This is a genomic window from Candidatus Parakkermansia intestinigallinarum (genome assembly GCF_944389695.1).
GTDB lineage: Bacteria > Verrucomicrobiota > Verrucomicrobiia > Verrucomicrobiales > Akkermansiaceae > Akkermansia > Akkermansia intestinigallinarum.
Genome location: NZ_CALXNG010000036.1, coordinates 1 through 19,478, shown reverse-complemented (window position 1 = coordinate 19,478; position 19,478 = coordinate 1). Strand labels below are relative to the sequence as shown.

The following is a 19,478-nucleotide window of genomic DNA, read 5'->3' as shown; positions in this document are numbered from 1 at the left end:
TTGCCCTCTCCTTGCCCGACAACCCGCATGATTACTGCATCCCTTTTCCCCCCTGCTCAAACTTTGGGACAGGTGTGTTTTTCAACTCCGTCCGCAAAAATTTCACTCGCCAGCGCGGGCAAGCTGTGATAAAGTGGTCTCGCGCACAGCACGGGGCACATGCCCGCGCCGGCGACTTCAGTCAGCTATGAACGATCTCACCCAGCCTTTCAAACGCCTGCCCGTTGCCCTTATCGGCACGGGGTCTTACGTACCTGAGCGTCGTCTCACCAACTCGGATCTCGAGAAGATGGTTGACACATCCAACGAATGGATTGTGGAGCGCACGGGCATCGAGGAGCGCCGCATCGCCGCACCCGATGAAAAAACCAGCGACATGGCCACCAACGCTGCTCGCAAGGCCATCGAAAACGCCGGTATCAAGCCGGAGGAAATCGATCTGATCATCGTCGCCACCATCACGCCGGATACGTTCACGCCCTCAACGGCATGCTACGTGCAGGCCAACCTCGGTGCCGTCAATGCGGCCGCCTTCGATATTTCGGCAGCCTGCTCCGGCTTCCTCTACGCGCTCAAGACGGCCGTGCAGTACATCGGCTGCGGCCAGGCTCGCACGGCGCTCATCATTGCGAGTGAGAAGCTCAGCCACATCGTCAACTGGGAGGATCGCAGCACCTGCGTTCTCTTCGGCGACGGCGCCGGTGCCGCCGTGCTGCGCACGGGCACGGGCATCGAGGGCGACAGCGCGATTCTGGCGTCGGACATCGGCACGGACGGCTCGCTGACCGACATTCTGCTGGTTCCCGGCGGCGGCTCGGCCATCCCGACGACGGAGGAGAACATTCACGAGAAGCTCTACACCGTGGCCATGCGCGGCAACGAACTCTTCCGCCACGCCGTGCAGCACATGAAGGATTCGGCGCTCTCGCTCATCAAGCGCACCGGCATCAACCCCGAAGATATCGCGCTGGTCGTTCCGCACCAGGCCAATCTGCGCATCATCAACGCGGTGACGGCTCGCCTCGGCATCGCGCCGGAGAAGGTTTTCGTCAACCTCCAGAAGTACGGCAACACCTCCGGTGCCGCCTGCATCATCGCACTCGATGAGGCTCTGCGCGCCGGACGCGCCAAGAAGGGCGACATCGTGCTGATGGTCACCTTCGGCGCCGGTCTCACGTGGAGTTCTGCCGCCATCCGCATCTGAGGCCGCGGCCTTCGACTTTCATCCCCCGCAGCAGCCCCCGGCTCTGCGGGGCTTTTTTTGCCGCCTTTCAAGCTTGACAAACCGGCTCGCCTGCGGCAGACTCAACTCAAGATACCCTCACTCAACCCCACACATCCATGGAAGCATACAGCATGAAGAACCCGTTCCCGGCCACCGTGCTCGGGGTGCGCCACATCACGAAGCCCGGAAGCGCCAAAGAGACCATCCACATCGACTACTCGCTCGAGGGCTCGGGCATGAGCTATACCACGGGCGATGCTCTCGGCGTCATTCCCTGCAATGACCCGGCCCTCGTCGATGCCCTCATCGCCGCGCTTGAACTCGACCCGGCCGCAGAGGTTCCCATGCCCGACGGCGGCAGCGCTCCGCTGCGCGAGGCGCTCATCAGCGCCTACGACATCACGACCCTCAAAAAGGGTCTGCTCACCAAGTGGAATGCCGTTGCCGGCAGCGAAAAGCTCGCAGCCGTTCTGGCGGACAAAGACGCCCTGAAGGATTTCATCTGGGGGAGAGATTTGCTCGACCTTGCCTCCTGCCCCGAGTGCAAGGCTCACTTTGCGGACGCGGCTTCCTTCGTCGCCATCCTCGGCAAGCTGTCTCCGCGCCTCTACTCCATCGCCAGCAGCCCCGATGCCGTTCCCGGTCAGGTCTCGCTCTGCGTCGGCGCGGTGCGCTACACCAGCTACGACCGCCCGCGCAACGGCGTCTGCTCCACCTTCATGGCGGATCGCGTGAAAGCCGGCGACAAGGTTAAGGTGTTCGTGCACTCCAACAAAAACTTCCGCCTGCCCGAAGACGGCGCCACACCCGTCATCATGGTCGGCCCGGGCACGGGCATTGCCCCCTTCCGCGCCTTCTGGCAGCAGCGCCTTGCGGATCACGCCACCGGCCCGATGTGGCTCTTCTTCGGCAATCCCTACAAGGCCACCGACGGCTGCTACGAGGACGAGCTCGAGGAGCTCGTGAACAGCGGCAAGCTCAAGCTCTCCGTCGCTTGGAGCCGCGATCAGGCTCAGAAGGTCTACGTGCAGCACCTCATGGAGCAGGCCGGTGAGGAAATCTGGCAGTGGCTTGAAAAGGGCGCCGCCTTCTACATGTGCGGCGACGCCAACCGCATGGCCAAGGACGTGGAGAACGAGCTGCTGTCCATCATCGCCCAATACGGCAAGCGCAGCCCTGAAGAAGCCGCGGCGTACCTCGCCGACATGAAGGCGGCCAAGCGCTACCAGAAAGACGTCTATTGACGCCGCAGGCGCCCCGCAGGCGCCTGTTTCCTGCGCGCGGCGCACCCGCCCTGCGCGCAGAGCATCCGATCTTGCAGACCCAGAGGGAGAAGCAGCCGCTTCTCCCTCTTTTTATGTGTCGGCGCCCTTTCCCCGGTAGCCCGGCCGCCCTCCTTCCTCCCCTCAGCTTGCGCCACCCCGGACATCGCGCGGCCCGGCGGCAACACATTCAAGCCCGACCGCACCCTTCGCCTCACCCGCCCTGCCCCCCGCATAAGCAGCCCTGCCCCCCGCATAAGCCGCCCCGCCCCCCGCATAAGCAGCCCTGCCCCCCGCATAAGCCGCCCCGCCCCCCGCATAAGCAGCCTCCCCCCGGCCCGCCGACGCGCCCCGGCAGACGAAGGCCGAACCGACACTCGAATGGAGACCTTCGGTTTGTTTAAGCGAACTTTTTTCGAACAGTTTTAATTTAATGCTTGACTTACGCGTCGCTTCATGTCAGAATGCGCGCAACACCAAACAACAATACATTACCACATCATGCTAGTAGGAAAACAAGCACCGCAGTTCACGGCCAACGCCGTTGTCAACGGAGAAATTCTGCCCGACTTCAGCCTCAGCCAATATCTGGGCAAGAAGTACGTCGTCTTTTTCTTCTACCCCAAAGACTTCACCTTCGTCTGCCCGACCGAGCTCATCGGCTTCCAAAATGCCCTGAGCGAGTTTGAAGCTCGAGACACCGTCGTGGTCGGCTGCTCGACGGACTCGGAGTTCAGCCACTGGGCATGGGCGAACATCCCCCGCGAGAAGGGCGGCATTCAAGGCGTGACCTATCCGCTCGTTGCAGACATCAACAAGAGCATCGCGGAAAGCTACGACGTTCTGGCGGGCGAGCGCTACTACGATGACGAGGGCAACCTGCAGGTCAAGGGCGAACTCGTCGCCTACCGCGGCCTCTTCCTCATCGACAAAGAGGGCATCGTGCGCCACGCCCTCGTCAACGACATGCCGCTGGGCCGCTCCATCGACGAAGCCCTCCGCATCGTCGACGCCCTGCAACACTACGAGCGCCACGGAGAAGTCTGCCCGCTGGGTTGGCACAAGGGCGAAGCCGCCATGACGCCCACGCACGAAGGCGTCGCCGACTACCTCTCGCGCTGAGAGCCGGAGCAGCACAGCCGACCATTCGCAAGCTTTCGTCGTGATAAGTCAGAGACTCGGGGGGCCCCGCCTCCCGGGTCTCTTTTTTGCGGGTGCGAGGAGGCGGCGCGGGAAGGCGGGCGACCCGCTGAAAAGGCTTGCAATACGAATGGCTTTGGCGTATGATGGCGCGCGTCATGACTGAATTGCCCAAGGCTTACGAACCGACAATTGTTGAAGAAAAGTGGCAGGCAGAATGGCTGAACCGCCAAAGCTTCCACGCTGACCCTCATTCCGACAAACCGGCTTACAGCATCGTCATACCGCCCCCCAACGTCACCGGCATGCTGCACATGGGGCACGTGCTCAACAACACGATTCAAGACATCCTCGCCCGCCGAGCTCGGCAGGAGGGCAAAGAAGTCCTGTGGCTGCCCGGCACCGACCACGCCGGCATCGCGACGCAGGCTCGCGTCGAAAAAGAGCTCGCCAAGGAGAACCCGCCGCGCACGCGCTATGACGTCGGCCGCGAAGCCTTCGTGGACATGGTCTGGAAGTGGAAGGAGAAGCACGGCGGCATCATCATCAAACAGCTCAAGAAACTCGGCTGCTCCTGCGACTGGGAGCGCGAGCGCTTCACGATGGATGAAGTCTTTGCGCCCGAAGTCGCACGCGCCTTCACCGAGCTCTTCAAAGAAGGGCTCATCTACCGCGGCCGCCGCATGGTGAACTGGGATCCGGTTCTGCGCACCGCCCTCTCCGACGAAGAGGTTATCATGACGCCGACCAAGAGCAAGCTCTACACCATCCGCTACAAGCTTGCCGACGGCTCCGGGCAGCTGCTGGTCGCCACCACGCGCCCCGAGACCATCATGGCCGACGTGGCCGTGGCCGTCAACCCGAAAGACCCGCGCTTCGCCTCTCTCATCGGCAAGACGGTCATCCGCCCGCTCTGCGAGACCGAGATTCCCATCATTGCCGACGAGCACGTCGAAATCGACTTTGGCACCGGCGCCCTCAAGATCACCCCGGCACACGACCGCACCGACTTTGAAGTCGGCATGAAAAACAAGCTCGACATCATCGACGTGCTCACCGCCGACGGTCACATCAACTGCCCCGGCTGCCCCGAGCTGCACGGGCTCGACCGCTTTGAGGCCCGCGACAAATCCATCGGGCTGATCGAGGCGAAGGGTCTGCTGGAGAAGGTCGAAGACTACGAAAACAACGTGGGCATCAGCCAGCGCTCCGACGTGCCGATCGAACCGCGTCTGAGCATGCAGTGGTTCCTGAAGTACCCCTGCGTGAAGGAGGCCGCCGAAGCCGTGGAGAAGGGAGACATCACCTTCCGCCCCGCCCACTGGGCCAAAACCTACGCCCACTGGCTCGAGGGCATCCAAGACTGGTGCATCAGCCGCCAACTCTGGTGGGGGCACCGCATCCCCGTCTGGTACCGCAAGGACAAAGCCGCCGCGCTGCAGGAAGCCGCGAAGCTCGACGAGCGCGACGCCGAGGCCGGCGACATCTACGTCGGCGTCGAGCCTCCCGCCGATCCGGAAAACTGGGTGCAGGACGAAGATGCGCTCGACACGTGGTTCAGCAGCTGGCTCTGGCCCTTCGCGACCATGGATGCGGAGTGCCGCGCCAAGTTTTACCCGACCAGCGACTTGGTGACGGGGCCCGACATCATCTTCTTCTGGGTGGCGCGCATGATCATGGCCGGCTACCGCTTCGCGGGCGGCAAGCCCTTCAGCAATGTCTTCTTCACCTCCATCGTGCGCGACCTGCAAGGGCGCAAGATGAGCAAGAGTCTCGGCAACAGCCCCGATCCGCTCGACCTCATCGCCAAGTACGGCGCCGACGGTCTGCGCTTCGGCCTGATGCGCATCGCGCCGACCGGCACGGACGTCAAGTTCGACGAAAAGCAGATTGAGGAGGGCAAGAATTTCGCCAACAAACTCTACAACGCAGCCCGCTTCCGCATGATGCAGGGGGCGGCGGACACGAATCCGGCGCCGAAGTTTGCGGCGGTGCACATCGACATTCTGGCCAAACTCAAGGAGCTGCACGCCACCGTGGCCGAAGCGCTCGGCAAATACGAGTTCAACACCTACACGCAGGCGCTCTACAGCTTCTTCTGGAATGAGTACTGCTCCCTCTTCCTCGAGGCGGTGAAGAATGACCTGCGCGACGGGGCCGATGCCGCCGTGCGCAACGCCACGCTCTTCACGATGGACACCGTGCTGCGCCACTACCTGGCGCTGCTCTCGCCCATCATGCCGCACATTACCGAAGAGCTCTGGCAGAGCTTGGGCTTCGCCGCCCGCAACGACAATCAGCCGCTGATGAGCACGCCTCTACCCTGCCCCGATGCGCTGCTGGCCGGGCTCGATGAGACGGCCGTCTCCAAAGCCTGCGCCACGGCCTCGGCTCTCTACGATGCCGCCAACCGCGCCCGCAACCTCAAGGCGGAATACAACCTTGCGACCAACCGCAAAGTGAAATTCTACCTCAAGCCGACTCTCGCGGTCGATGCGGATCTGGCCGCCCGACTGGCTCTGCTGGCCGGTGCCCAAAGCGTCACCTGTGATGCAGCCTACGCCGCGGCCAAGGGGACGCCGACAGCGCTGACGCCCCTCGGCGAGCTCTTCCTGCCGCTCGAAGGCCTCGTCGACGTCGAGGCCGAGCGCAGCCGCATCAGCAAGGAGCTGGAAAAGATTGCCAAGGAGATTTCCAAGAGCGAAGCCAAGCTCGGCAACCCGGGCTTCGTCGACCGCGCGCCCGCAGCCGTCGTCGACCAAGAGCGCGAGCGCCTCAACGAGTGGATCTCGCGCCGCGAACGGCTCACCAACATGCTGGGAGCCCTCGGCTGACAGCCTGCCGCGCCGACTTCCCTCCCCGCCGCCCGCCTCCGCGGCAAAGCGGCGGGGAGGGGGAAGTGCGTTCTTTCTCTCTCTCCACCGGGCATATGTCACAGTCCATCGCCAGAATCCGCCTCACGCCCGATGAACGCCGGGCACTTGAGCTCTGCGGCATCACGCTCGTCGAGCAACTGCTTGCAGCCGAACCGTCAAGGATAGGAAAAGACCTCGAGGCAGCTCGCGAAGCGTTTCCGCAAAAGGTTCCGTTCATCACGCCCGAGCGTCTCGCCGCCATCATCCGCGAAGCCGCCGCTTTCTGCCGCTCAGACTCCGGCTCGACTGAAGCCGCAGCTTCGGAGCACCCGACCCGGCAGGCATCCGACGGCGCAACAACACCCGGCAAGTTCATGCAAAGAGGGCGCGAAACCGCCGAGACGCAGGACAACGGCGACTTTGCGGAAGCGGCCCCGCGACATCACAAAACACAGCACAAGGGGCTGGACAACTACCACGCCACGCACCCGAAGGCCCTAGTGTGCGCGTCGCTCTTTCTGCTGTTGAGCATCGTCTCCTTTTTCCTGTTGCTCTACTGCTGCGCAATGCTGCTGCTGCACTTGGAGCCCTTCATGCACGCCGCCATTCCGCTTGGCGCGATGCTGCTGTTTTTCTGCGCCTACATGGTCAGCCTCAGAAAAAGCCTGTGCACCATATGCCGCGGGCGCATGATTTCCGTTTTCAGCAGCAAGCGCAGCAACCACGCCCACTACATCCCGCTGCTGGGGCACACGATTCCCGCAGCCTGCGCCGTTCTCTTTACCTCCTCGACCGTCTGCCCGCACTGCGGCACGCGGCAAAACATCTTCTCCGGCGCCCGCCCGCCGTCGAAGAGCAAATACCAGCGCAAATAAGAGCCAACAGCCCGACATCCCGCCATGAGACTCATCCTCACGCCGCTCCTCATCGCCGCAGCCCTCAGCACCGTCAGCCCGGCTGCCGAGACCTCTGCCGAAGCCCTCGCCGCCTCCGCACCCGAAGCTCCCACGCTCAGCGCCCCCGGTACCAACGGCGAGGCGCTTCCCGCCACCCACCAAGACTACGCGCTGGCTCTGCTGCAACTTCTTTCCGACACCGAAGTGGTTCTCAACGGCTGCCGCGACGCCGACTCCACGCAGGCCGCCCTGCCCCGCCTTCGCGAACTCGGCGAGCAGGCCCGCCGCTTGGCTGAGGCTCAGCGCAGGCTGGCCGAGCCTACCGCTGAGGATCAGGAGCTTCTCAGCCGACACGCCGAGCGATTCACCCTGCTCTGGGAAGCCATCTGCCAACATATCGAACGCCTCGAACAAGAGCATCTGCTGACGCCGCAGCTCAACGACATCCTGTGCATTGTTCCGCCCGAGGATCGTCCCCTCAAGCCCTGACGGTGCCTTGTCGCGCGACGACGCCTCGTCGGCGCTCGCCCGTGCGATGCGGGTCCGCTCCCCGCCGCGTTCGCGGGGACCGTCCCCTTTCTCTTTTCCCCTTTTCCCTTTTCCCCTCCCTCATCCCCGATTCACTCGCCCCGACAGAATCGGGGGTGAACTTTTTTTATCGCGCCCGACCACAAGATGTAGTAGGCAACGACGATACTCGCGGCAACATCGTGGAATGGACTTTCCCGAGGGAGGCGGCGGCAGGTCTCCCACTCATTTTGAGCTTGAAAAAAATCAGCAAAGGCTTAATATCGACGTGAACAAATCACCCGTATCAGCCGATGAAAACCAGCTCTACCGCACACACCCATATGACCGCCGATGAGGCTCGGGATCTGGCAGACTTTGTGATGTTCTCACAGCGCAACTGCATCCTGCGTCTCTCTCCGGTTCTCAGCGAGGGCAAAATATCTTATCCCCAGTTTTTCCTGCTGGCCTACCTCGCCGAAGAAGAGTGCATCTCGATGAGCAACATCGCCCGCATGATGGGGCATTCCACGGCAGCTGCCACCGGCATGGTCGATAAACTTCAGGATCTCGGCTACCTCAAGCGCAGCACCGCTGCCGCCGATCGCCGCAAGATCATGGTGCGCATCACGCCCGAAGGGCGCGAGCTCATCGAGCGCATGCGCTCGAACATCGCTCGCGATCTCGCCGCGCTCATGTCCGAAGAAGATCGGGTCGAGCAACACAGCCGCGCCCTGCGCACCATCGCCCGCCACGCCTCCCGCCGCCGTCGGGACTAAACCCGCCGCGCCTTAGACACCCGCCACGCCTTAAACACCCGCTGCGCCTCCGACACCCGCCACGCCTCCGACACCCGCGTCCCGTCGGCACACGCGATACTCGCCCCCCCCTCAAAGACATCGAACACCCGGGGATGAGCGCAGCCGAGACGCACGACACATTTACCCCTCCGATTCTCATATGACGAACTATTCCCCCAGTTATCTCGATCGCCTCAACGCCTTCCCGCAAACCTTCGCCCGCTTCATCACGCGCGTGCCCGGAATTGAAGTCTCCACGGACCGTCAGGCCGTCATCTCCGCCCTGACGCCGACGCACGAAGCCGTGTTGCGCGAAGCCGGCTCGGAGCCGCGCCTGCTGCGCCGCGCCCAGCAAGTGCACGGCAACAAAGTCGCCCTCGTCGGAGACATCGGCTGCTCCTACCCCGTCGAAGGCGTCGACGGGCTCTTCTGCGGGGGCAAGGCCGACAGCTGCCTGGGCATCTACGTCGCCGACTGCGCCGCCGTCTGGGTCTACGACACGCGCTCGGGCAGCCGCGCCCTCGTGCACTCGGGGAAACTCGGCACGCAGCAAAACATCATCGGCGAGCTCTTCAAATCCATGTATAAAATCATGGGCGTCAAGGCCATCGACTGCATCGCCGTCATCTCCCCCTGCATCCGGCCGCCCCACTACGAATTCGACATTCCGGCAACCATCACGCGCCAGCTGACCGAAGCCGGCGTTCTGCACGAGAATATCATCGACAGCGGGCTGGACACCGCAGCCGACCTCGACACCTTCTACTCCTACCGCACCGAAAAGGGCAAAACCGGCCGCATGCTCGCCCTCTTCGGCCGCGTGCCCGATCAGGACTGACCCGCCGCGCTCACAGCGCAACTGCCGCGATGACAGACGGAAGCGCCGCGATGACAGACGGAAGCGCCGCTGCGGACAAGGCCGCTCTGCGCCGCTCCGTGACGGCGCGACTGCTCGCTCTCAGCCCCGAGCAGCGAGCCGTCCGCTCGCGGCAGCTGCGCCTCAAGCTGGCTCCCCTGCTCGAAAGCGCCGCGCAGCTGCGCGTCGCCCTCTACGCCGCCCTGCCGCACGAAGTTGACCTTCTGCCGCTGCTCACCGAGCACCCCGGGCACGACTACTACTTCCCCCGCTGCCTGCCGGGGCATCGCCTCAGCTTTCACCTCGTGCGCTCCCCCGAGCGCGAGCTGAGCCCCGGCGCCATGGGTATCGCCACCCCCTCGGCCGAGCTGCCAAGCCTCGCGCCCGAGCACTTCGACATCGTCATCGTGCCGGGCCTCGCCTTCAGCCTCGAGGGCGACCGCCTCGGCTACGGCGGCGGCTACTACGACCGCTTTCTGCCCCTTTGCTCCGGCGCACGCCTCGTCGCCCTCGCCTTCCGCGAGCAAATTCTCCCCGCCATCCCCCGCGAAGCGCACGACCTTCGCATCCCTCAACTCATCCACCTCTGAAACCCGCCGCCACCGCCATGTTCAAGCGCCTCATCGCCCTCATCGCCCTGATTCTCCTCGCCTTGGCCGCCGAATCAAGCCTCGCCGCGCCCAAGAAAAAAGCCAAAGCACGCAGCACCGACGCGGAGCAAAGCGTCCTCTTCATCGGCAACAGCTACACCTACGTCAACGACCTCCCGGGCATGGTCAATCAACTGCTCAAAGCCGGCAAAAACGCGATGAGAATCGACTCCTTCACCCGCGGAGCCACCGCCCTGAGCGCCTTTTACGAAGACGCCTCCCTGCGAGGCGGGCGCGATAAACTGGCCAAGGGCCGCTTCACTTGGCTCGTCCTTCAGGATCAAAGCCAGACGCCGGCCATGCGCCCGCAGGCCACCATCCGCTACGTCGCCCTCTGGACGGAACTCGCCCGCCGGCAAAACACCAAACCCGTCCTCTTCCTCACCTGGGCCCACGCCGTCCTGCGCGACAACCGCGTCGAACTCATCGAGGACATGCAGGACAAGACCTCGTACACCTACTGCCGCTGCGCCGTCGATAACAAAATCGACATCGCTCCCGTCGGCGAAGCGTGGCGCGCTTGGTACAAGAAATACCCGACCAAGCCCCTGCACTGCCCCGACCTCTCGCACGCCAACAACCGCGGCACCTACATGGCCGCCTGCGTCTTCTACGCCGTGTTGACGGGCGATTCCCCCGTCGGCCTGCCGACCCTCGGCGGCGTGGACAGGAAGACCGCCGGAGACATCCAGAAGATCGCGGCCGCGACCGTCGCGAAGTTCTCGCCCGAGGCCTGCCTCAAAAAACTCGATGCGGCAAATGACGAGCTGCCCGACGCCGCGACCGCCCGCGCCCTGATCACGCGCGACGTCACCGTCAAACAGCTCAGGGACAAGCTCGGCAAACCCGCATACGTCACGGAGCAGGACGGCACCACCGTCTACCAGTTCCGCCTGCGCAACAGCGGCGAACTGGCTCTCTACTGCCGCGGCGGCAAGCCCTACAGCGCCACCATTCGCGCCGGAGAAAACAGCGGGGTTGACATCATCAACATCGACGAGCTCTGAGCCCCGCCCGTGCCGACTCGGCGCTGAAACGCGGGGGCGAACGTGCGGCGCAACAAACCACCCGTGCGGCGGCGAAAGGCCCGTCCGGCACACCTGCACGACCCTGCGTCGGCGCTCCGCACTCCGCGTCGGCACCCCGCACTCCGGCACTCCGGCGCAACACCGAAACGGCAGCGCAAGGGGTCTCGCCTCGGCGAACAAAACCGCGTTGGCCGAGGCAGCGGCCCGAGCCGGGCGAGAGCGGGCAGGACGCGCGTGCTCCCGGCGAAAATCCTCGAATGCCGAGATTCTCGCTTTTGCAGCAGGGGCGACTATGCTACAATCCCCGCGAACATTATGGACACTCCCAAAAACTACTACATCCCGACCGTCATTGAAAAGACGAGTCAGGGCGAGCGCGCCTACGACATCTACTCCCGCCTGCTGCTGGATCGCGTCATCTTCATCGGCACGGAAATCGACGACACCGTCGCCAATTCCGTCATTGCCCAGCTGCTCTTTTTGCAGATGACCGACCCGAAAAAAGACATCCACATCTACATCAACTCGCCGGGCGGCTCCGTCACGGCCGGGCTGGCCATCTACGACACGATGCAGTTTGTCTCCTGCGACATCAACACCTACTGCATCGGCATCGCCGCCTCCATGGCCTCCGTCCTACTGGCCGCCGGCACCAAGGGCAAGCGCTTCTGCCTGCCCAACTCGCACGTCATGATTCACCAAGTGCGCGGCGGTGCTCAGGGCACGGCCGCCGACGTCGAGCGCACGATCAAGTTCATGTTCAGCCTCGACAAGCGACTCACCGGGATTCTGGCGCAGCACACCGGCCGCGACTTTGAGACCGTCAAGCACGACCAGGATCGCGACAACTACATGACGGCGGAAGAATCGCTCGCCTACGGCCTCGTCGACCGCATCCTCACCCACACTCCCAACCACGAGAAGAAGTAATGGCCAAAGCTCCGAAAGTCTGCGACCTCTGCGGCAACACCGAGAGCGACGGGCGCCCCATGCTCTCCGTGGGCGGTGCCAACATCTGCTTCCAGTGCATTGAAGGGCTGACCTACCACATGTTCCAGTCGGAGATGGGCGACATCGCCGCCGACCGCATTCTGGCTCTCGTGCGCGGCACACACCCCGAACTGCTGCCGCAGGACAAGCACGACGACTCACCCGTGCTCGAGGTGGAGACGAAACAGCTCGACGAGCTGCCCACGCCGGAGCAGCTGCACAACATGCTCGACCAGTACGTCATCGGGCAAGAGCTCGCCAAGCGCACCCTCTGCGTCGCCGTCTACAACCACTACCTGCGCCTTCGCCAGCCCAAGACGGACGACGGCACCGAGATTGAAAAGAGCAACATTCTGCTCGCCGGCTCGACCGGCTCGGGCAAAACCCTGCTGGCCAAAACGCTCGCACGCATCCTCGACGTGCCCTTCTGCATCGTCGATGCCACCACCCTCACCGAGGCCGGCTACGTCGGCGAAGACGTCGAAAACATCATCCTGCGCCTCCTGCAGGCCGCGGATATGAACGTCGCCAAGGCCGAGCGCGGCATCATCTACGTGGATGAAATCGACAAGATCGGCCGCAAGACGCAAAACGTCAGCATCACGCGCGACGTCTCGGGCGAAGGCGTGCAGCAGGCGCTGCTCAAAATCATCGAAGGCACCGAGTGCAACATCCCCCCGAAGGGCGGGCGCAAGCACCCCAACGAGCAGTACATCCGCGTCAATACGGAAAACATCCTCTTCATCTGCGGCGGCGCCTTCGTCGGGCTCGAGGGCATCATCCGCAAGCGCATCGGCTCCTCCTCGATGGGCTTCGCCTCCATCGTCGAGGAGCAGGACACCAAGGAATACACCGAGGAAGAAGTGCTGGCCAAGGCCATGCCCGAAGACTTCTTCCAGTTCGGCATGATTCCCGAGCTGATGGGCCGCCTGCCCATCTTCGCCCCGCTCACCACGCTGAGCGAAGATCAGCTCGTCGAGCTGCTCACCCAACCGAAAAATGCTCTGGTCAAGCAGTACGGCAAGCTGCTGGGCATGAGCGGCGTGAAGCTCGACGTGCGCGAAGGCGCCCTCCGAGCCATGGCGAAACAGGCCATCGAGCGCGGCACCGGTGCACGAGCCCTGCGCGGCATCTTCGAGCGCCTCATGCTCGACGTGATGTACAAAGTGCCCAGCGACAAGAGCATCGACGTCGTCACCATCACCGAAGAAGCCGTCACCGGCAAAGGCGAACCCGTCATCACGCGCAAAGCCGCCCTGCCCGAGACGCCTGCGGCGCCCGCCGCCGAGGCCGACAAAAAGACAAAGGCCCGCAGAAAGGCTTGAGACATGCTGGTACTGGGCATCGAATCGAGCTGCGATGAAACGGCAGCAGCCCTCCTTGAGGAGGGCGAAGGCGGCGGCGGCGCACGCCTCCTCAGCTCCGTTATCTCGACACAAATCCCGCTGCACCGCATGTACGGCGGCGTGATACCCGAGCTGGCCTCGCGCAATCACTCCGCCAACATCCGCCCCGTGCTGCAGGAGGCTCTCGACAAAGCCGGGCGCCGCATCACCGACGTCGACGTCTTTGCCGCCACGGCGGGCCCCGGGCTGGTGGCCGCGCTCTTGGTGGGCAACACGGTGGCCAAAGCCCTCGCGCTGGCCGCCGGCAAGCCCTTCATTGCCGTCAACCACCTCGAAGGGCACATGCTCTCGCCCTTCATCACGCGCCCCGGCGGGCTCGTGCCGCACCTCGGCCTCGTCGTTTCCGGCGGGCATTCCCTGCTCATCGACGTCAACGGTCCCTGCGACTACCGCCTGCTCGGCCGCTCGCGAGACGACGCCGCCGGAGAAGCCTTCGACAAAGTCGCCAAGATGCTCGACCTGCCCTACCCCGGCGGGCCGGAAATCGACCGTCTGGCCGACAAGGGAGACCCCGCGCGCTTCGCGTTTCCGCGCCCGATGCTGCACGAAGACCACCTCGACTTCTCCTTCTCGGGGCTCAAGACCGCCGTCCTCTACACCCTGCCGAAGCTCGTCGCGAGCGGCGACCCGCACGACCTGCCCGAGTCATGCCTCTGCGACCTCTGCGCCGGCGTGCGCCAGGCCATCATCGACGTGCTCATCAGCAAGGCCATGCGGGCTCTCAAGCTCACGCGCAAGCGCATTCTGGCCGTCTCCGGCGGCGTCTCCTGCAACAGCGGCCTGCGCTCTCAGCTCGCCGCGCGCTGCGAGCGCAGCGGCATCGAGCTCGTCCTGCCGCCCAACAGCCTGACGACCGACAACGCCGCCATGATCGCCTTTGCCGGCCTGCTGCGAGCCCGCGCCGGCTTCAGCTCGCCGCTCGAAACACCCGTCGACCCGAATCTCAAACTCGCCGGCATGCAAACCCGCGCCTGACGCCCCCTCTCTCCACCCCTCCGCCGCACCGAGAGCCATGACCCTGCGCGAACGCCTCGAACGCATCCTCCCCGACCTACTCCCGGCCCGCGAAAGCGAGGCCATCAAAGGCCGCGAGCTCATCGCCCGCCTGCGAGCCGTGCTCGGCGAGGAGTACTCCGACCACAGCCTGCGCTCGCAGTTCTCCTTCATGGCACTCGATCCCGACTCCTGCCTCGCGCGCGTCCCCAACGGCCAAGGCTACTACCGACGCAGCGCCGAAAGCGCCTCCTCCCTGCACAGCCTCTTTGAAAGCAACGCAGAAGCCGGGCGCGAAGGTGCCGATCCCTTCCACAAGCTGCTCGCCCTCGCCGTGCGCCTCTACGACACAGCCGGGCTCGGCGTCTTTCTCTACCCCGTTGAAGACGAGGAAAGTTGGACGCACCCCGACCTCGTCGCCGTCCAGTGGCCGGCCGGCCACCTCGACCCCGACGGCCGCTACCGCATCGACGAGAGCGCCGAACCCGCCGTCACCTACCGCGCCGTCTGCCTCGCCCGAGCCGAGAGCGATGAAGACGCCCGCCGCGCCTTCTTCCGCGCCGCGGCCTGCGGTCTCTGGGCGCAAGAGAGCGAGCTGCTGCTGCTGCCGGAGCGCGACGGCGATCAAGACGAACTTCAGCGCCTCGGCTGCCTCTGCGGCGTCGGCGTCACCCTGCTCGACACCGACGCCGACGAACTCAAACACATGCCCCGCGCCGAAGCGCTTTTCCGCGCCGACGCCGACGCCATCCGCCCGCTGCTCAGCTCCCTGCCCCTGCGCCGCCTGAGCCTGCCGCGCCGCCGCAACAGCCCCGTCAACCCGCCCGACGCCCCCGAGCTGCAGGCCGTCTTGCAGTGGGCGCAGCGCTGCGTCGCCCGCCGCTGCATCGAACCCTACGAGCAGCGCGTCGCCGCCAACTGATTCCCCTCTCTCCATGCCCTCCCAAGCCTCCACCGTGCGCTCTCCCCTCATCGGTCGCCTGTTCATCGGACTGGCGACGCTGGGCATCGGGCTCTACCTCGCGCTCTCCGCGCTGGGCACGATGTTCATCAACGCCATCTACATCAAAGAGTCCTACACCGTCACCGCCACCGTCGACGACGTCAGACAAAGCCCCTTTGCGAGCATCGGCACCGCCTTCTCCTACGGCTACCTCGACTGGGGCGGCAGCACCGCCTACCGCCCCATCGTCTCCTTCACGCTGGCGGACAAAAGCCGCGTCGGCCTCGTCCTGCCCGACCTGAGCGCCGATGACTACGAGCGCGGCAGCATCATCGACGTGCGCGTCCCCCGCGACGACTGGAAAAAAGCCCGCGAATACCGCGCCCGCTTCTTCTGGGGAGCCCCTGCCCTCAAACTCCTCCTCGGCCTGCTCTGCGCTTGGTGCGGCAGGCTGCAGCTCCGTGCCCGAAGCCGCCTCATGCGCCGGGCAAAATGCGAAAAAGCCAAGAGCAGAGACAGCCGCGGCGGCGCGACCCCGGCCAAGCGGCGCAACACATCGACCCGCCAAGGCCGCCGCGCCCCGCAACCCGCCGCCGGAGCGACCCACGCCGTCCTCACCGACAGCCATGAGGACGCCCCGCCGAAGCCCGCCGCCGAAGCCCCCTCCGCTGCCGCGACAACCGCGGAGGAAACACCCGACGCCGCCCCTGCCGCCGCAACAAAGAGCCGCCCGAAACGCAAGAGCTCCGGACGCAAAAAGAGCCGCAGCGCCTCCGCCGAGCCCGGCGACGGCTCCGCCTCCTCCGAGTCCGCCTCCGCCGACGCCTCTGCCGAGTCCGGCGCCCCCGCTCCCGCCGCCAAAACGCGGAGCCGCCGCCAAAACGGCGGGCGGCGCCGCAAAGACTGAGGTGCTGCCGCGCCCCAGCGCCCCCGTGCCCCCGCGCACCGCGCCTGCGCTTGCGCTTGCGCGACGTTCCGCCCGCCCTTTCCCCTTCGCCGCCGCCCCTTCGGCTTCACAAGATTTTCCCCTTACAGCCGTTCATTTCGCTTCACAAGCGCGGCAATCCGTGCTAGACTGCCGCCATGGCAAATAAACCCGTAGTTCTGATCATTCGCGACGGCTGGGGCCGCAACCCCAAGGGCCCTGAGGCCGCCAAAGAAACCGGCGACGCTACCGTTCTCGCCAACACCCCCTTCACCGACAAACTTCTGGCAACCTGTCCGCACTCCATGCTCGGAGCCTCCGGGCAAGACGTCGGCCTTCCCGACGGCCAGATGGGCAACTCCGAAGTCGGCCACCTCAACCTCGGCGCCGGGCGCGTCGTCTTCCAAGACCTCTGCCGCATCTCCAACGCTCTGGCAGACGGCAGCTTCGCCCAAAACCCGGTCATCACCGAAGCCTTCGGCAAAGCCAAAGCCAGCCGCCTGCACCTCATGGGCCTCGTCTCTGACGGCGGCGTGCACTCGCACATCGACCACCTCATCGGCATCATCAAAATCGCTGCCGAGGCCGGTGTCAAGGACATCATGATTCACGCCATCACCGACGGGCGAGACACCGATCCCAAGAGCGGCGCCGGCTACCTCGAGCAGCTCAAGGCCGCAGCCGACGCCTGCGGCGCCAAGATTGCCACCGTCATCGGCCGCTTCTACGCCATGGACCGCGACAAGCGCTGGGATCGCGTCAAGACCGCGTGGGACGCCATCGTGCTGGGCCGCGGCGAGCAGTGCAGCTGCAGCCCCGCCGACTACGCCCGCAAGAGCTACGAGGAAGGCGTCACCGACGAATTCCTCAAGCCCGGCATCTTCTGCGAAGGCAACGAGCAGCGCATGCGCGACGGCGACGTCGTCTTCTTCTTCAACTTCCGCGCCGACCGCGCCCGCGAGTTCTCCCGCGCCATCATCTACCCCGACTTCGACGGCTTCGACCGCGAGGTGCAGCCCAAGGTGCACTACATCACCATGTCGGAGTACGAGGCCTGCTACCCGACCCCCGTCGTCTTCGAGCAGGAGCAACTCAGCAACATCCTCGGCGAAGTCATCTCCAAAGCCGGCCTCAAGCAGCTGCGCATCGCCGAGACGGAGAAGTACGCCCACGTCACCTTCTTCTTCAACGGCGGCGTCGAGACGCAGTTTGAGGGCGAAGACCGCATCCTCGTCCCCTCCCCGCGCGAAGTCGCCACCTACGACCTCAAGCCGCAGATGAGCGTGGCCGAAGTGGCCGACAAGTTCGTCGATGCCATCGCCAAGTATGACATCGCCATCATGAACTTCGCCAACCCCGACATGGTCGGCCACACCGGCTACCTCGAAGCCGGCATCGCCGCCTGCGAGGCCGTCGACAAAGCCCTTGAGAAGTGCGTCACCAAGATCCGCGAGCTGGGCGGCTGCTGCCTCATCTGCGCCGATCACGGCAACTGCGAGAACATGATCAACCCGGACGGCACCCCGAACACCGCCCACACGACCAACCTCGTCGACCTCATCTACTGCGGCCCCGACCAAGATCAGGTCAAGATGAGCGACGGCATCCTCGCCGACATCTCGCCCACCCTGCTGAGCCTGCTGGGTGTTCCCCAGCCGGCCGAGATGACCGGCCACAGCCTCGTCACCAAGGCCTGAGCCGCGCAAGCTCCTTTAGTTACGCGTATGAAAGCAGGCGCGTGCCCCGCAACGGGGCACGCGCTTTTTTTCATTCGGCGCCGCAGCTCAGAGCTCGATGAGAGCGTGAGCCACTAGAGAAGACAGCTCGGCGATCAGCGCCTCGGCCTCCGCCGGAGCCAAGCTCGTCTCCTTCACAAAAACCGCGAGGCAGTAGCGGTGCCCGTTTGCCAAGCGCACGAAAGCCAGATCATTGATACCCACGAGCCCTCGCCCCGGCAGTGCGGGTCCCGTGCCCGTCTTGTGCCCCATGGCCTCTACGGGGATCTCCTTCAGCCCGGCGGCAATGCGGTTCTGCCCCGTCCGGCAGCCCGCCAGAGCCTCCAGCAGAAAATCGCGGTTCTCGGCTCGCAGCACGGGGCGCGACAGGAGCATCTCCATGAGCTGCACCGCGCAGCGGGGCGACATCGTGTTTTGCAGGCAGCGCTGCGGCTTTTCGCCCATCTCGCGCTCGGTGAATACAATAGCCTGCTGATCCAGCCCGAGGCCGCGCAGATAGTCCGTCACCTCGCGCGGGCTCACCACGCGATCGAAGAGCAGATCCGTCGCATTGTTGTCGCTCTGTTGCAGCGCGTAGAGCAGTAAATCGCGCAGCGTCAGCTCCGCGCAGCCCTCGGGATAGGCCTCGCGCATCGGGCTCCATGTCTCGGCATCCAGCTCCTCCCCCGTGAACGGCACCCTCTCGTCAAGGCGCCGTCCCTCGCGCTCCAGCCGATCCAGCACCGCCATGGCCAACGGCAACTTCATCACGCTCATCAGCGGGTAATCCGGCCTATCGCCCAGCAGCAACTCCTGCCGCCCGTCGATCAGCAAAGCCACCCCCACCCGCGCCTCGCGCATGCCGGGCAGCGCCTCGATCGACGCCTTCAGATCCTCCAGCCGTGCAGGAGGTAGCGGATGAGCCACTCCCTCCTCCTCCGCCGCAAGCGCCCCGGCGCCCTCGCGCAGCGGGGCAGATTCCTCAGCCCCCTCCGCAGCCAACGCAGCCCCCGCCCCGGCAGCAGCAAGCAGCGCCGCCATCGGCAACAACATCACCCTCACGCACCTCATACGACTCACGCGCCTCATACGACTCATCGACATCATGCGCCCATTATAGCAGCGGCACGCGCCGCGTCAAGGCAGATTCTCGCACCGCCCCGCATCCCCGGGTCTGTTTCAAATTTGCTGGTAGTAGTCGTGGGAGGTTTTGTGGAGTCTTTGAAGGCGCATGAAGTACACTTGGCGCATTTTCAGCCACAGGTATTCCTCATCAAATAGCCCGCA

The 19,478-nt window shown here is 64.7% G+C and carries 17 protein-coding genes; 16 read left to right on the top strand and 1 reads right to left on the bottom strand.

What is annotated here, in order from left to right:
- The first annotated feature begins 187 nt into the window (after positions 1 to 187).
- The 16 genes from AC6UAL_RS08685 (at position 188) to gpmI (ending at position 18,173) form a co-directional block, all read left to right on the top strand.
- Entirely contained in the window at positions 188 to 1,204 is a 1,017-nt protein-coding gene (locus AC6UAL_RS08685) for a beta-ketoacyl-ACP synthase III (RefSeq protein WP_500682986.1), read from the top strand.
- 152 nt (positions 1,205 to 1,356) lie between these two features.
- The gene (locus AC6UAL_RS08680) at positions 1,357 to 2,469 is read left to right on the top strand and encodes a diflavin oxidoreductase (RefSeq protein ID WP_500682985.1); all 1,113 of its coding nucleotides are present in this window, start codon (positions 1,357 to 1,359) and stop codon (positions 2,467 to 2,469) included.
- Between the two features lie 519 nt (positions 2,470 to 2,988).
- Positions 2,989 to 3,609, top strand: a complete 621-nt coding sequence (locus tag AC6UAL_RS08675; protein WP_500682984.1) for a peroxiredoxin — start codon at positions 2,989 to 2,991, stop codon at positions 3,607 to 3,609.
- Between the two features lie 176 nt (positions 3,610 to 3,785).
- Positions 3,786 to 6,461, top strand: coding sequence for a valine--tRNA ligase (locus tag AC6UAL_RS08670; protein WP_500682983.1), 2,676 nt, complete (start codon positions 3,786 to 3,788; stop codon positions 6,459 to 6,461).
- Between the two features lie 95 nt (positions 6,462 to 6,556).
- Complete coding sequence (locus AC6UAL_RS08665; RefSeq protein WP_500682982.1) at positions 6,557 to 7,357, top strand: hypothetical protein; 801 nt, start codon at positions 6,557 to 6,559, stop codon at positions 7,355 to 7,357.
- Positions 7,358 to 7,381: 24 nt separating this feature from the next.
- Entirely contained in the window at positions 7,382 to 7,867 is a 486-nt protein-coding gene (locus AC6UAL_RS08660; protein ID WP_500682981.1) for a hypothetical protein, read from the top strand.
- A gap of 332 nt (positions 7,868 to 8,199) precedes the next feature.
- Positions 8,200 to 8,664, top strand: coding sequence for a MarR family transcriptional regulator (locus AC6UAL_RS08655; protein ID WP_500682980.1), 465 nt, complete (start codon positions 8,200 to 8,202; stop codon positions 8,662 to 8,664).
- Between the two features lie 181 nt (positions 8,665 to 8,845).
- On the top strand, positions 8,846 to 9,523 hold the full coding sequence (locus tag AC6UAL_RS08650; protein WP_500682979.1) for a purine nucleoside phosphorylase YfiH/LACC1 family protein: 678 nt from the start codon (positions 8,846 to 8,848) through the stop codon (positions 9,521 to 9,523).
- Positions 9,524 to 9,573: 50 nt separating this feature from the next.
- Positions 9,574 to 10,131: a 5-formyltetrahydrofolate cyclo-ligase gene (locus AC6UAL_RS08645; protein ID WP_500682978.1), complete on the top strand. Its 558-nt coding sequence runs from the start codon at positions 9,574 to 9,576 to the stop codon at positions 10,129 to 10,131.
- Positions 10,132 to 10,148: 17 nt separating this feature from the next.
- Positions 10,149 to 11,198 carry a hypothetical protein gene (locus AC6UAL_RS08640; RefSeq protein ID WP_500682977.1) on the top strand — a complete coding sequence of 350 codons (1,050 nt, stop codon included), beginning with the start codon at positions 10,149 to 10,151 and terminating at the stop codon, positions 11,196 to 11,198.
- A 336-nt stretch (positions 11,199 to 11,534) separates the two neighbouring features.
- Positions 11,535 to 12,149 carry an ATP-dependent Clp protease proteolytic subunit gene (locus AC6UAL_RS08635; protein WP_500682976.1) on the top strand — a complete coding sequence of 205 codons (615 nt, stop codon included), beginning with the start codon at positions 11,535 to 11,537 and terminating at the stop codon, positions 12,147 to 12,149.
- Positions 12,149 to 13,534, top strand: a complete 1,386-nt coding sequence (clpX, locus tag AC6UAL_RS08630; RefSeq protein WP_500682975.1) for an ATP-dependent Clp protease ATP-binding subunit ClpX — start codon at positions 12,149 to 12,151, stop codon at positions 13,532 to 13,534. The genes AC6UAL_RS08635 and clpX overlap by 1 nt, the downstream gene beginning before the upstream one ends.
- Positions 13,535 to 13,537: 3 nt before the next feature.
- Entirely contained in the window at positions 13,538 to 14,590 is a 1,053-nt protein-coding gene (gene tsaD, locus AC6UAL_RS08625; RefSeq protein ID WP_500682974.1) for a tRNA (adenosine(37)-N6)-threonylcarbamoyltransferase complex transferase subunit TsaD, read from the top strand.
- 37 nt (positions 14,591 to 14,627) lie between these two features.
- Positions 14,628 to 15,530 (top strand): hypothetical protein, encoded by a 903-nt coding sequence (locus AC6UAL_RS08620; RefSeq protein WP_500682973.1) that lies wholly within the window; start codon positions 14,628 to 14,630, stop codon positions 15,528 to 15,530.
- A 13-nt stretch (positions 15,531 to 15,543) separates the two neighbouring features.
- Complete coding sequence (locus AC6UAL_RS08615; RefSeq protein WP_500682972.1) at positions 15,544 to 16,458, top strand: DUF3592 domain-containing protein; 915 nt, start codon at positions 15,544 to 15,546, stop codon at positions 16,456 to 16,458.
- 176 nt (positions 16,459 to 16,634) lie between these two features.
- On the top strand, positions 16,635 to 18,173 hold the full coding sequence (gene gpmI, locus AC6UAL_RS08610; protein ID WP_500682971.1) for a 2,3-bisphosphoglycerate-independent phosphoglycerate mutase: 1,539 nt from the start codon (positions 16,635 to 16,637) through the stop codon (positions 18,171 to 18,173).
- Positions 18,174 to 18,260: 87 nt separating this feature from the next.
- On the opposite strand, the gene bla is transcribed toward gpmI, so the two are convergent.
- Positions 18,261 to 19,298 carry a class A beta-lactamase gene (gene bla, locus AC6UAL_RS08605; protein WP_500682970.1) on the bottom strand — a complete coding sequence of 346 codons (1,038 nt, stop codon included), beginning with the start codon at positions 19,296 to 19,298 and terminating at the stop codon, positions 18,261 to 18,263.
- Positions 19,299 to 19,478: the final 180 nt, after the last annotated feature.

Excerpts from the sequence above, each read along its gene's own strand:
- AC6UAL_RS08685 (WP_500682986.1), top strand. The coding sequence starts at position 188 with ATGAACGATCTCACCCAGCCTTTCAAACGCCTGCCCGTTGCCCTTATC.
- AC6UAL_RS08680 (WP_500682985.1), top strand. The coding sequence starts at position 1,357 with ATGAAGAACCCGTTCCCGGCCACCGTGCTCGGGGTGCGCCACATCACG.
- AC6UAL_RS08675 (WP_500682984.1), top strand. The coding sequence starts at position 2,989 with ATGCTAGTAGGAAAACAAGCACCGCAGTTCACGGCCAACGCCGTTGTC.
- AC6UAL_RS08670 (WP_500682983.1), top strand. The coding sequence starts at position 3,786 with ATGACTGAATTGCCCAAGGCTTACGAACCGACAATTGTTGAAGAAAAG.
- AC6UAL_RS08665 (WP_500682982.1), top strand. The coding sequence starts at position 6,557 with ATGTCACAGTCCATCGCCAGAATCCGCCTCACGCCCGATGAACGCCGG.
- AC6UAL_RS08660 (WP_500682981.1), top strand. The coding sequence starts at position 7,382 with ATGAGACTCATCCTCACGCCGCTCCTCATCGCCGCAGCCCTCAGCACC.
- AC6UAL_RS08655 (WP_500682980.1), top strand. The coding sequence starts at position 8,200 with ATGAAAACCAGCTCTACCGCACACACCCATATGACCGCCGATGAGGCT.
- AC6UAL_RS08650 (WP_500682979.1), top strand. The coding sequence starts at position 8,846 with ATGACGAACTATTCCCCCAGTTATCTCGATCGCCTCAACGCCTTCCCG.
- AC6UAL_RS08645 (WP_500682978.1), top strand. The coding sequence starts at position 9,574 with ATGACAGACGGAAGCGCCGCTGCGGACAAGGCCGCTCTGCGCCGCTCC.
- AC6UAL_RS08640 (WP_500682977.1), top strand. The coding sequence starts at position 10,149 with ATGTTCAAGCGCCTCATCGCCCTCATCGCCCTGATTCTCCTCGCCTTG.
- AC6UAL_RS08635 (WP_500682976.1), top strand. The coding sequence starts at position 11,535 with ATGGACACTCCCAAAAACTACTACATCCCGACCGTCATTGAAAAGACG.
- clpX (WP_500682975.1), top strand. The coding sequence starts at position 12,149 with ATGGCCAAAGCTCCGAAAGTCTGCGACCTCTGCGGCAACACCGAGAGC.
- tsaD (WP_500682974.1), top strand. The coding sequence starts at position 13,538 with ATGCTGGTACTGGGCATCGAATCGAGCTGCGATGAAACGGCAGCAGCC.
- AC6UAL_RS08620 (WP_500682973.1), top strand. The coding sequence starts at position 14,628 with ATGACCCTGCGCGAACGCCTCGAACGCATCCTCCCCGACCTACTCCCG.
- AC6UAL_RS08615 (WP_500682972.1), top strand. The coding sequence starts at position 15,544 with ATGCCCTCCCAAGCCTCCACCGTGCGCTCTCCCCTCATCGGTCGCCTG.
- gpmI (WP_500682971.1), top strand. The coding sequence starts at position 16,635 with ATGGCAAATAAACCCGTAGTTCTGATCATTCGCGACGGCTGGGGCCGC.
- bla (WP_500682970.1), bottom strand. The coding sequence starts at position 19,298 with ATGATGTCGATGAGTCGTATGAGGCGCGTGAGTCGTATGAGGTGCGTG.